Annotated in this window: 10 protein-coding genes; 6 read left to right on the forward strand and 4 right to left on the reverse strand. The window is 63.4% G+C overall.

The genetic code is table 11. From position 1 onward, the window contains the following. The 3 genes from GOSPT_RS22505 to GOSPT_RS22520 all read right to left on the reverse strand — a co-directional run. On the reverse strand, window positions 1-825 hold an 825-nt coding region (locus tag GOSPT_RS22505), incomplete at its 3' end, for a type IV toxin-antitoxin system AbiEi family antitoxin (protein WP_005209485.1). A 145-nt stretch (window positions 826-970) separates the two neighbouring features. Then, window positions 971-2,347 (reverse strand): FAD-dependent oxidoreductase, encoded by a 1,377-nt coding sequence (locus GOSPT_RS22510; protein ID WP_245548781.1) that lies wholly within the window; start codon window positions 2,345-2,347, stop codon window positions 971-973. A gap of 300 nt (window positions 2,348-2,647) precedes the next feature. Beyond that, window positions 2,648-3,988 carry a DUF1254 domain-containing protein gene (locus GOSPT_RS22520; protein ID WP_005209491.1) on the reverse strand — a complete coding sequence of 447 codons (1,341 nt, stop codon included), beginning with the start codon at window positions 3,986-3,988 and terminating at the stop codon, window positions 2,648-2,650. Window positions 3,989-4,113: 125 nt separating this feature from the next. Here GOSPT_RS22520 and GOSPT_RS22525 point away from each other — a divergent pair, with 125 nt between their 5' ends. From GOSPT_RS22525 to GOSPT_RS24575, 6 genes are all read left to right on the forward strand, one after another. Then, a complete protein-coding gene (locus GOSPT_RS22525; RefSeq protein WP_005209493.1) occupies window positions 4,114-4,566 on the forward strand; it encodes a DUF6325 family protein in 453 nt (150 codons plus the stop codon). 91 nt (window positions 4,567-4,657) lie between these two features. Beyond that, on the forward strand, window positions 4,658-4,960 hold the full coding sequence (locus tag GOSPT_RS22530; protein ID WP_039857110.1) for an SHOCT domain-containing protein: 303 nt from the start codon (window positions 4,658-4,660) through the stop codon (window positions 4,958-4,960). A gap of 84 nt (window positions 4,961-5,044) precedes the next feature. Further along, window positions 5,045-5,452: a DUF7144 family membrane protein gene (locus GOSPT_RS22535; protein WP_005209495.1), complete on the forward strand. Its 408-nt coding sequence runs from the start codon at window positions 5,045-5,047 to the stop codon at window positions 5,450-5,452. Window positions 5,453-5,473: 21 nt separating this feature from the next. Beyond that, window positions 5,474-6,913 carry a DUF2252 domain-containing protein gene (locus GOSPT_RS22540; RefSeq protein WP_005209497.1) on the forward strand — a complete coding sequence of 480 codons (1,440 nt, stop codon included), beginning with the start codon at window positions 5,474-5,476 and terminating at the stop codon, window positions 6,911-6,913. A 5-nt stretch (window positions 6,914-6,918) separates the two neighbouring features. Beyond that, window positions 6,919-8,430, forward strand: coding sequence for a hypothetical protein (locus GOSPT_RS22545; protein ID WP_005209498.1), 1,512 nt, complete (start codon window positions 6,919-6,921; stop codon window positions 8,428-8,430). Between the two features lie 93 nt (window positions 8,431-8,523). Beyond that, entirely contained in the window at window positions 8,524-11,277 is a 2,754-nt protein-coding gene (locus GOSPT_RS24575) for a winged helix-turn-helix domain-containing protein (RefSeq protein ID WP_039857112.1), read from the forward strand. A gap of 56 nt (window positions 11,278-11,333) precedes the next feature. On the opposite strand, the gene GOSPT_RS22555 is transcribed toward GOSPT_RS24575, so the two are convergent. Continuing rightward, complete coding sequence (locus GOSPT_RS22555) at window positions 11,334-12,638, reverse strand: ion channel protein (RefSeq protein ID WP_005209500.1); 1,305 nt, start codon at window positions 12,636-12,638, stop codon at window positions 11,334-11,336. Window positions 12,639-12,673: the final 35 nt, after the last annotated feature.

Below are 12,673 nucleotides of genomic sequence, written 5' to 3' on the forward strand. Positions count from 1 at the left end.
GACCACCGCGTCCTCGGGCGACTCACCTTCGCGGAGTAGACGTCCGTACTTGGCCAGACCGTCGAACTCGCCGATCAACTTGCCGTCCCAATCGAAGTCCGTCTCATACGTGCCGGACGGGCAGATGAAGCGGTGCTGCTGACGCGGCACGGGCAGGTCTGCCTCGTACATCTGTGCGCTGCTCCATGATTCGCCGACGCTCTGGGAGAGTCCGCTCGCGAGGGGGAGTGCCCGTCGAGCGTGTTGCGCGCCGCGCCGACGTCGGGAGCCCAGGATCTCCGACATCTTCGCCCGGTCGGCACCTGCTGCCAGAGCAGCCTCGAGGACGGTCATTGCCTGGGCGAAGTCGCCGCTCGACGCGATGTCGACCGCTGTGCGTTCGATCGACGTGACCCGGATGCCGTCGACCTCGGTGATCTCGTCGTCGCTGAGCGGCACCCCGTGCAGGTGGCGCAGGCTGCGAACCGATCCTCCCGATGCGCGGCCGGTGGTCATGTGCACGTGCGAGAGGTTCGGTTTGAGCATGCGTAGCCCGAGCATCGTCGCCGCAGAGACGTGGCTGAGTACGTGCGGCGTGTCGGCGCGCAACTCCGACGTGACGACCGCGATCGAGGTGAGCCGGTGCAGCGCCCGGGCACCCGTATGGCCGTCAAATTCTGTTGTGCGAGGCACGAATACGCCCGGTACGAGTCTGATCAGCCTGTCGCGGTTGACCGCGACGCAGAGCTCGTTGTCGCTGAATGCTGCTGTCTTCGCGGCGCTGCGTCGGATCAGGCCGAACTCGTCGAGCGGGTAGCCGGGGAGACCGATGGTGGAGTCCGTCATGCAGCTTCGACGCCGCGGTGGGCCGCGAGGTTCCGCTCCGCACCAATTCAGCTCGACGTCGACCTTCCCGCTCATCCATTTCCTTCCCGCTCATTGAAATCAATAAGCCGCAAGGAAAACGGTGAGCGGGAAGAAGGCCCAGGGGTCAGAGCCGCTCGGACACTCGTCGGGCGGCCAATTGCACTGCCTCCCAGACGGTTGCGAACGGTGGTGCGTATGCGAGGTCCATCTCGGCCAGATCGTCGACGGTCATCTCGCCCCACAGCGCCGCGGCGACGGTGTCGATCCGCTTACCCGACTGCGCTCCGCCGACGATCTGCGCGCCGAGGATGCGGCGGGTCGTCTTGTCTGCGGTGAGCAGCACGGTGATCGGGGTGGCCTCGGCCATGTAGCCGCTCGCGGTGTCGCTCTGGGTGATCAGCGTGAGGGCGTCGTGTCCGAATCGTGCGGCGACCTCGCTGTTCATGCCCGTCCGTGCTATCTCCAGATAGGTTGGGCCAGAGGAGAATCGGGTGATCGCCGTCGCCAACACGCCGGCGAACCGTTTGCTCTCGTCGCCGCCGAGATTGAAACCGCAGACCCGACCCTGCTTGTTGGCGTGTGTTCCGAGCGGTGCGAAGATTCGCTCCCCGGTCATCCGGTCGAGCGACTCGCAGCAGTCGCCTGCCGCCCAGATGTCGTCGGCGAGACGCTGGTGGTCGTCGGGCAGATACCCGCCGTGAACTCCGATCGGCAACCCTGCCGCGGCGCCCAGTGAGGTCGACGGCCGAACGCCCAGCGCGAGTACCACGACGTCGGCTTCGATCACGTCTCCGGAAACTGTTGTGACGGAATGTATTCTGCCGCCCTCGGCGTCGGCGCTCGCAACGACGGTGTCGGTCAGGACGGTGACCCCTGCGGCTCGCATACCCTCTTCGATGCGATCGCTCATCTCCGGGTCGAGCTTGCTCATCACCCTGGTGCGTGTGGCGATCGTGGTCTGGAATCCGCGCTCCGCCAACGCCTCCGCCATCTCCACGCCGATGTAGCCGCCGCCGATAACGACTCCTCGACGGCCGGAGCCGGCGATCAGATCGAGCCAGTACCGGGCGTCATCAAGGGTTTTCGCCGGATGAACACCGTCGATCAACGTGCCTTTCGCGTCGTGCGCCCAGTCCGGGAGCATCGCCGAGGCGCCGGTGCACAACACGAGTTGGTCGTAGGCGACTTCCGACGACTCGTCGAACTCCGACGTCACCGAGACGACCTTGCGCTCGCGATCGATTCCGGTGACCGTCATCCCCATGCGGAGGTCGACGCCGAGTTCCCGGTGCTGCGCGGCGCTGCGTGCCACGAGATCGGCGTCGGAGTCGACGAGGCCGCCGACGAGATACGGGATGCCGCATGCCGAATACGACGTATCCGACGTCTGCTCGAGCGCTATCACCTCGATGCTGCGCCCGGTGACCTCTGCTGTCCGAAGTGCCTGGTGAGCGGCACTCATGCCGGCGGCGTCCGCGCCAACGACGACGATGCGTTCCACCCGCGTCACGCTACTCGCGTTCGACGACGCGCAGCGTGCAGGAGGTCAGAGATCGGCGCTGATGACCTTGCCGATGACGACACCGATGCCCGCGACGACGAGCGGCAGCGCGACGAGCACGGAGACCAGGAGAACTATCGTCTGCATAGTCCAATGGTCCGCGCGGCTGCGCGAGTTGTCGCTGTGACCAGGCAAATCGTAGTAGGCCTCACAATTGGTACGGGTGACGCATTTTTGCTCGTCGGACGGCACGCTGAACCCATCGACGTGGGTGAGACGCGGCGTCGTATCCCGGTCGGATCAAGCCTTACCGTCTGCAGACGCGCGCTTCACGCAGTGCACCGCGGGTGGCGCCCACGTCCCGTCGAGCACTTCTGCGCGTGGGGCGTACAGCCGCATCGTGACGCCGAGCGCGGCCCGTGGCGCGGGAAGCCAGTTGTCGGTCTTCTCGCCACCGGGATTCTCGTGCTGCAGATGCAAGACGAGCGAACCGTCGTCGTCGAACCGCAGTTCGTCGCGATCGCCCAGCGCGAACCGGTTGAGTTCATTGGCGACCTGATAGCCCTCGGCGTCGTACATCGTCACCGACCAGAAGGCATCCACGGGTGGAAGGTGACCGGCGGGGAACGTGATCGTGTAATCGTTGTGCCCGTCGAGCGGCTGGCCGTCGTCGTCGACCAGGGCGACGGGATAGATCGCATCCTCGGGCGGATTGGCACCCAACCCGACCAGCGCGATCTGCGCTCGCTGAAAGTAGTCGTTGCCGTAGACGCCGACGGACCGCGAAATGATCTGCCAGCCGTTCACGCGATCACCGAGGCCGGCGAGATCGGGCAGCTTCTTCCGTGCCGACGCGATACCCGACTCGAGTGCCGCGAGTCCGGCCTCGTCGAATCGCGATGTGTCGAACTCCAGTCCAGGGACGATCCCGATTGCTGCGATACGCGCCAGCACAGACTGATCCGTGAGGTGGGGTGGAGTAGTCGTCAGTACCTCTGCTGCCAGCCTGAAGAACTCGGGAGCAGTGAGTTCTCCGACGATGCGCAGTGGTTCGGTGCCAAGGTCGATGGAAGTACTCGACTCGGGTCGAGTCGGGCCGCCCAACGGAGTGATGGTGAAGCCGTCCTGGAACTTCCCGACGGCGTCGTAGTCGCTCGGGCCGTTGGTCTGCGACCGGCCGATGGCCCAGACGTACGGTGTCGGGGCCTCGATGATGAGGGCATCGTTGGGTACGTCGCCGTCAAATCCCGGCCCTATCAACATGATTCGTCGTTCGGAGTCTCCCGTGGTGCGGGATCCGGGAACCGCGAACACGTCGGTCCACATGTCGAGTAGCGGCAGCATGTAATAGCGACCGCCGCTGTCGGGAAGGTGGATCAGGACCGGTCCGCCCGTCAGGTCGAGCCACGCGGACGAGTACAGCGTGTCGAAATTCGGACGGACGATTGCGCGAAAATCTGCAGCCGGAAACGCCCGCATGTGGTGAAAGGCGTTCGCGGCTCCGAATCCCGGTTTGCCAGAGGATTCTCGTGCTGTCTGTTGTCGACGGCTGACCTCCATGATGACGAGCGGATACGAATAGACGTAGGCCTCCGCTGCCAAGCCTGCGGTATCGCCGGTGAGGGGTTTCGATGTCGTCATGGTCTAAGACTTGACGATCGACTCGTGATTTCGGTCATTCGGATCGTATGAGCTCTCATCGTAAGTGGATGTCTCACCCGTTTCGGGTGATGTAGTCGCACTGTATCGATGCCAGTATCGGGAATATGACCGAGATCTCTGCCGATGTGCCCGTCGATGTGGAAACGGGGCCTATCGATTACCTACTCGTCGAATTTCCCGCTGATCACAATTCGGACGGGTCCGCATTGATACATCTGCTCGACCTCGTCGATCGTGGTGTGATCAGCGTGTTGGATCTCGCTGTGATCCGACGAGAGGGTGATGGCGTTGCTGCCCTTGAGATCTCGGATATCGACGTCGGTGCTGATCTGGACGCCGACATCTTCGCGGAGGCGTCGAGCGGGCTGTTGGACGATCAGGATCTCGCCGACGCGGCGTCGGCACTGGCAGACGGGTGCCTCGGCGTCCTCGTCGTCTACGAGAACGTGTGGGCGGCTCCGTTCGCCACTGACCTGCGGCGGGCCGGCGCTCAACTGGTCGCATCCGGGCGAATTCCCGTCAACGCGATTCTCGAGGCCCTCGGCACAACCGACTGACCGGTGTTGGCCGATCTCGAGGCTCCGCCCTGGTCTGGACGACATGACCGTTTCACCACAACACTCGAATGAGAAAGCGCAGGTACCAACGATGCCCGGACTACTCCGCGGGGTCGCCCGAACAGCCGTTGTCGCAGGGACGGCAACCGCTGTGTCCAACAGGGTGTCGCGTCGTCAAGGCGAGCGGTGGGCCAGACGGTCGGCGCAGACCGCACCCCAGGCATACGCTGCCGCACCGCCCGTCCAGAACCCCGAACCGCCGGCTCCCGGTGAACAAGGTGCGGCGACCGATGACCGAATTGCAGCGTTGACGAAACTCGGTGAACTCCGAAGCTCAGGGGTTCTCACCGAAACGGAATTCGAAGCAGAAAAGAGACGTATCCTCGGTCTCTGACAATCAGCCGATCCATCAGTGTTCATTGCTAACCGAATCGTTTAACAGCCACATCGAGAACAGCTACATCGATAAGGATATTTCATGACAACCTCACAACCCTCGACGAAGCAGCGTTGGGCAGGCGGACTATCCATCGTTTCCGGATGCGTCCTGCTCGTTGTCGGGATACTGGAGTTCCTCCAGGGTGTCTCCGCCGTCGCGGCCGACAACGTGTTCGTCGTAGGAACCAACTACGTCTACAAGTTCAATCTCACGACCTGGGGTTGGATTCACCTGATCATCGGCCTGGTCGTCGCGGCGACGGGTATTGCGGTGTTCTACGGGAAGACTTTTGCGCGAGTGCTCGCAATCGTGGTCTTGTCGCTCTCCGTGATTGCCAACTTTCTGTGGATCCCGTACTACCCGTGGTGGTCGATCACGCTGATCGCCCTCGCGATTGTCGGAATCTGGGCGTTGGCGGCGTGGAGTCCTGAGACCGACGAAATCTGACCCGGGCACGAGGAGACGACGATGACCGGCGTGATCGATTCCGCGGAGGCGACGATGTCCTACGGTGGCCCTGGCCGCAGGACTCGTGCCGAGAGTGTGTATCTGGGATTGCAGGCGCGGGAGCGATTGCCGCTCAGCGAAATCGGCAACCTGGGCGATGACTCCGACCGTGATCCGATCGGTCTGCTCCAGGATCAGGCGCGTACCCGAGTCCCAGAACTCGTCCCGGTCAGGTACGGGCGAATGGCCGTGTCTCCCTTCACCTTCTATCGCGGTGCGGCACTTGTGATGGCCGATGATCTGGCTCGAACCGAGAATTCAGGTCTGACAGTGCAACTGTGTGGCGACGCGCATCTGTCCAATTTCGGGTTGTACGCCACGCCCGAGCGCAAATTGGCGTTCGACGTCAACGACTTCGACGAAACCTATCCTGGGCCGTTCGAATGGGACGTGAAGCGACTGGCCGCGAGTCTCGTGGTTGCGGCACGCGGCAACGGATTCGACAGCAAGACCGCCAAGCGGATCGCAGGTGCATGTGCCCGCGAGTACAGGGAGTCCATCGCGTCGCTCGCGGGACTCAACACGTTGGACGGTTGGTATCGACGCGCCGAGCCTTCTCGAAAACTGGTCAATATTCGTGATCTCATCGATTCGTCGACCGCGAAGAACGTGCGAAAGCAGATCGACAAGGCGTGGACGCGCGACGGTCTGTCTGCGCTCAAGAAGCTGACCACAACCGTCGACGGCGAACTGCGGTTCGTCAGCCAACCTCCGCTCATCGTGCCCATCGAAGAACTGTGGGACGCTGAGGTCACAGCGCGTCTGTACGATCAGCTGGCCGATCGTGTCGACGCTCTTCGCGCGACGCTCGCTCCCCACTACCGCGTGCTGTTCGACAGATTCACCTTTGTCCGCATGGCGCGCAAGGTGGTCGGGGTCGGCAGCGTGGGAACTCAGGCGTGGGTCTTGCTGATGGTCGGACGAGACGAATCCGATGTGCTGCTTCTCCAAGCCAAGCAAGCCGAGAAGTCGGTTCTTGCAAGGTATCTCGACGGCCCGAAGTATGACAACGAGGGCAGGCGGGTGGTGGAGGGGCAGCGACTCACACAAGCTGTCAGCGACGTGTTCCTGGGGTGGTCAGGCGGTCGGGGACCGGATGGTGTTCAGCGTGATCTGTACCTCAGGCAGCTTCGGGACGCAAAGGGCTCCATCGTCGTGGAGGGTCTGGACCCCCAGGGACTCGAGGTCTACGGGCGGGCGTGCGGTCGAGTCCTCGCTTACGGTCACGGTCGGTCGGGAGATGCGGTCGCCATAGCGAACTATCTTGGCGACGAGGTCGAATTCGACAGTGCTATAAGGCGTTTCGCATCGCGCTATGCGAAGAGGAATGACGAGGATCATCGTGTGTTCGTCGACGCGATCCGGGCAGGCGCGGTTTCGGCCGTCCCCGACGAGCGGTGACGTGAATGCCCGAGAAGATGGTGATTGCGGAAGGCGAATCGGGACGTGGTCTCGACGCAGACGAACGGGCCGAACTAGAACGTCTGCGCATCGAGGTCGCCGAGATCAGATCGGGGCAACCGTCGGGTGTCGGCAAGGAGTCCAAGCGACGGCGGATCAATTGGCGAGTGGTCGGGGTCGTGGTGCTGGTCGTTCTGTGTGCGGTGCTCACGCTGCTGTCGGTCACTACGCGGTATGTCAGGAGTCAGATCCTCGACACCGATCACTACGTATCGACCGTCGCGCCACTGGCATCCAATCCCGCAGTGCAGCAACAGATCACCACGTCAATCACGAACGAGATCAATCAGCAGGTGAACGTCGAAGAGGTGACGTCGAATGCGCTCAACGAACTGACTCAACTCACACCGGCCGATCGTCCGCGGGTGGATCAGGCGATCACCGGACTCGCTCCGGTGATCAGCGCACAGGCGGAGAGCTTTATCCACAGCACGGTGGCGCAGTTCGTCGGCTCTGATCAGTTCGCTGCGTTGTGGACGACGGCCAATCGCGAAGCACACGATGCTGTTGTTGCGGCGGTGACCGGTGATACGCAGCATGGCGCGGTCAATGTCGACACGACCAACGGATCGATCAGCATCGAGCTCGGGCCGATCATCACCCAGGTGAAGCAGCGGCTGAGTGCACAGGGGTTCGCCTTCGCCGACAAGATCCCCGTGGTGAACAAGCAGTTCGTCATCTGGCAGTCCAAGGAACTCGCTCGGGCGCAGAACCTCGTGAAGTCGCTCGACAAGGTAGCCGCCGTGCTGCCGTGGCTTGCGATTCTTGTCGCACTCGCTGCGATCGGGCTCGCAGGCGTCGGTCGCCGTATTCGAACCCTGACAGCAATCGGGATCGCGGTCGTTGTCGCGATGCTGGTGTTGGCCATCGGCATCATCGTCGGTCGCACGATCTACCTGAACAACGTGCCTGCAGACGTCTTGTCTCCCGCCGCCGCGCAGGCGATCTTCGACACAGTGATCAGTCCGCTGCGAACTGCGCTTCGTGCGGTGGCGGTGCTCGGACTCGTCCTGGCATTTGTGGGCTTCTTCGCAGGAGGAACCCGCGCCGCGGCCGCCACTCGACGTGTCATCGGCGGGGGGTTCGAAACGGTCGATCGTCGTCGAAAGCAACGCTCGGCGTCGATGGTGGAGGCCCAACTGTGGCGGCTACGGTTCGTCGTGCGTCTCGGGGTTCCGATAATCGCCGCGTTCGTCCTGATGTTCTGGCACTACCCGACAGGCATGGTCGTCTTCTGGGTGGTGGTCGTCGCGTGCCTCATCCTGGCGGCGTTCGAATTTGCCATCGCTCCCGCGCGCCGCGGAGAAGTCCCAGAAGCCGTCGTCCCAGAAGCCGTCGTCCCAGAAGCTGGTGTGACCGAAACCGTCGTGACCGAAACCGTCGTGACCGAGACCGCTGTCGCCGACGACGCGGCCGGAGTCGTAGTCGATTCGACTGACACTGCCCGAGCGAACTGAACCGCATGTCGCCGGAGCGATAGCGGGTCGTACGCGCTCTCGCGACCAAGATTTCTCCGACGCATTCGTGCTGGTCGTCGTACCATGCTCTGCATGAAAGGCGCGGTACCCTCCCAACGACATGGGCAGGGCGGCGAGGGGGATCCCGACGCGATCGAGGCAGACACAACTGCGGCAGCACCGCCGATCCTGAGTCTGCGGTTTTCGTCGCCGTCGTTGCCTCCCGGGTTTGTAGCGCGTCCTCGCACCGACGAGATTCTCGACTCTGCGCGCGGCGGCGACGTGACCTTGGTGTGTGCCGCAGCAGGCTACGGAAAGACTCTTGCTGTCGCAGCGTGGGCGCAGGGGGCACACCGTCGTGATCGGATCGCGTGGCTTGCCGCGGGCGAAGGCGCTGGAGTGGCGGCATTCTGGCACGACGTGATCAGTGCTCTTCGCATGCTTCCGGTGGTGGCCGACGAAGCGCGCGTGACCGAGTTCATGCCGGGTCCGGCGTTCGGGAATTCTGACGTTGCGGGTCTGGTTGATGCCCTGTCTTTCCTGCCCGAGCCGGTGACACTGGTGATCGATGATTTCCAACGCCTCACGTCGGCCGACGTTCTGAAGTCGATCCACCTGGTCCTCGAGTGTGGTGTTCCCACTGTGCATCTGGTTCTCATCTCCCGCGTCGAACCGCGAATACCGTTGCGCCGTCTGCAGGTGATGGGAAGGCTCCGAGAGATCGACGCCGCGGTCCTGGCGTTCACGCCGGCCGAGGCAGACGAGCTGTGTGCACGCATCGGAGTGGAGGTGGACGCGAAGAGTCGGGGCCGCTTGATGGACCGGACGCAAGGCTGGCCTGCCGGAATCCGGTTGGCCTTGCTCAGTGCGACAGTCGAATACGGCGGTGATGTGCATGCGGCACTGATGGGCTTCGGTGGCAGCGGCACGTTGGTGGCGTCGTATTTGCTCGAAGAGGTATTGGCCAGGGTGGCTACCTCCGACCGTGAGTTCCTGCTCGCGACAAGCGTGCCACCGGTTGTCTGCGCCGATCTCGCGCATGAGTTGACCGGACGTGCCGACAGCTTTGCGATCCTTGAACAATTGGTGACTCGAAACGTGTTGACTGTCCGATTGCCAGGTCGCTCCGGATGGTTTCGCTACCATCCGCTTCTGCGTGAGTTTCTCCGCGATCGACTCACCATCGAACACCCACAGGAGATTTCGACGCTCCATCGGCGTACGGCGCGGTGGTATCTGGAGAACGGTGAACTCATCCCCGGGATCAGGCATCTGGTCGCGGCGGGCGACTGGCTCACGGTGGCGGAGGTGGTGGGAAAATCTGCACTCCCACTCATCCTGACGATCCACGCGGGCGAGCTGGCCGCAGCGTTGGCTCCTGCACTCGATGTCGTCGAACGCGATCCCCGGCCAGAGGTGCTCCTCGCGGCATGTGTTGTAGCGCATCATTCTCGGGACTTCGTCACCATGCGCCAGAACGCCTTGGATGCCGAGACCGCGCTGTTGGGGAGTGGCGTCGAACCACCTCGATGGGCTCAGATCATCGTCGCGCTGGCACGGATGGTCGCAGCTCGGGTCTTCATCCCCGTGGAGTTGTACGAGACTGCGAACGAAGTGCTGGCTGTCGCGACCGGGGCATCGCGCAACGAGCTGCCCGCGGTAGGTGCGTACGCGGTCATCGGCCGGACCAACGTAGCTATCAGCCTGGTTCTTCGCGGCGAATTCGACCGTGCTCGTGTGCATTTGGAAGATGTGCGGGTCGAAGCTGATCGTGCGCGGGTGGCACTCACCTCGGCTGCGGCGCATGCCTACCTGGCTCTGCTGGATGTCATCGCAGGTGATCTTCCGGAGGCGGGTCGTCGAAGCGATATGCTCGCGAGGCTGGGTGTCCGACGCGGTTGGACACAGCAACCACAGTTGCTTGCGGCCAACGCCGCCTCCGCTTTGGTGCACCTCGAGACAGACGAACTCGACGCCGCAAGCGAGTGCATCGACTCCGGCTTCGACCTCGTTCTCCACGGATCTGATCTGCCTGCGACAGTGGTCCTTCAGATCGCGGCCGTTGGCGTTGCGCTCGCGCGGCGTGAACTGCATACCGCGCGAGCGGCGGCGAGCCGCCTCAGTGCGCTGAGTGCGAGTTGCACTGGACTCCCTCTGCTTGATCACTGGGTCGCGGTCTCGCTGGCCCGCGTCGAATTACTCTGCGACGACGTCGATTCCGCTGAGAAGATCCTGACCGGTTTGCCCGCATCGACCTCTTCTTCATCAAGGGAGTTCAGTGCCGAACTCGTCGCCATCGCGCGTGCGGAAGTCCTCCTCGCGCAGCATGAACCACGCGCCGCGTTCGACCTGCTGGGTACGCCGTCCCGGTATGCGGCCCACCGGACGCTCGTCGTCGAGGCCGCGCTGTTGTCAGCGATCGCGGCGGATCGGCTCAGGTTGGACTCGATCGCACTGGAGCGGATCGGGCAGGCAATCGATGCGGCGGCCCCGATCGGAGCGCTGCGGCCCTTCGTGGCTCACAGCGAGGAGATCACGGGTCTGCTGGCGAGCTATAGACATCTGAACGCTGAACCCTCAGAACTCAATCGGGCACTTCTCGTGCGGCTGACAGCTGCCGATGGCGCCGCAACGATTCGACCTGCGACTCCATCGACCCCGCTCACCGAGCGAGAACTCGCCGTATTGCGTTACCTGCCAACGATGTACAAGTCGGCGGAGATAGCTGCGAACCTCTACGTTTCGGTGAACACCGTGAAGACACACCAGCAGTCGATCTACCGCAAGTTGGGGGTATCGACACGCCGCGCCGCCGTCGACCGTGCGCGCGAGTGGCGCCTTCTGTAGAACGCGGCTTGAGGACAGTGCCTGCGGCGAATGTGGCTGGCCATGCGCAGTGCGTGTCAGGTGCTCCCTGCCGCATCGGGGCGCGGGCCGTCGACCGGCTTCGCACGCAACTCAGGTGCATTGGCCACGACAAGCCACGCGGCCAGCGTCGCGAACAGGAGCGGTATCAACAGATCGAGTTGCGGCACAACAGCAAGTCCGAGGAAGAGGCTGATCCAGCCGTTCCGTGTTGCCGCGACGACGATTCCGACGATGCTCGCGGCCACCGTGATCGTCAATGGAAGTGACGGCCACAGCACGTGTATGCCGAATCCCGCTGCGGCACCGGCGAAGACAGACGGAAAGATGCGACCACCACGGAAACCGCCCGCGCTGGCCAACAGCATGGCACACATCTTGATGCCGGCGAACGCGAAGAACCCGATGGCTGTCGTGGTTCCGATCCGGTCGGGCAGTTCCTTCATCTGATCGAGGCCCTTGAACAGCGTGATCGTTCCGCCGAGGATTCCGAGGCCGCCGAGGATCGCTCCCACCACTGTCAACCGGATGACGGGATCTCGTAGCGAGCGATGCAGCACCCGGTGCAGCGGGTCGAACACGAAGGCCGCGACCACACCGCATGCGGCGATGACCACGGCTACCCCGACGGCGATCAAGGTATCGGTGATGCTGCCGACCTTCTCCGCCGGTAGGTCGATCGACATCGTGAGGTCGGTGAAGCGAAGGATGACGAACGAACCGGTCGCCGCCGCGACCAGGGGCAAATACAGGCGATTCCACAGGGGAATTCGCTGATCGCCGGGATTGGCCTCCGACAGCATGAGAGCCGCGGCGACCGGGGTTCCGAACAGTGCGCCGAGTGTCGCAGCAGTCGAGAGACCCATCCACTGGTTCTGGTCGACCTTCGGAACCAGGCGCACACCGACGGCCACCACGATCGCCGCATTGATGACCATGATCGGGCTCTCCGGACCGAGGCTGACGCCGCCTGCCAGCGCCAGGATCGCCACGATCGCGAGGCCAGGGGTTGCACCGACGGCGATCGGTGTGGACACCAACTCCTGCGTCGCGGGATCATCTCCGGCGTGGCCGGGAGCGAATCGGATCACCAGTCCCACCAGAACGCCCGCGATGGTCAGCACGAGCAGAATCCACCACCAGGTGCTGTCGGTGATGCCCAGCCACGACGTCACGGTGTGCCAGAGGAAGTGTTCGAGAATGCTGGCGACGGCCGAGATTCCCCACAGCAGCAGGGCACATACGACACCCACGAGTAGGGCGACGGGCGTGAGTGCGAGTAATTTCCCGACGGGTACTCGCCTCGAGTCCCGCTGCCCGGGTCCGGTGGTCGCCTCACTCATGACTTAAACTGTCGCGCATCCGAAGTCGGTTCACA

The organism is Gordonia sputi NBRC 100414 (genome assembly GCF_000248055.1).
GTDB lineage: Bacteria > Actinomycetota > Actinomycetes > Mycobacteriales > Mycobacteriaceae > Gordonia > Gordonia sputi.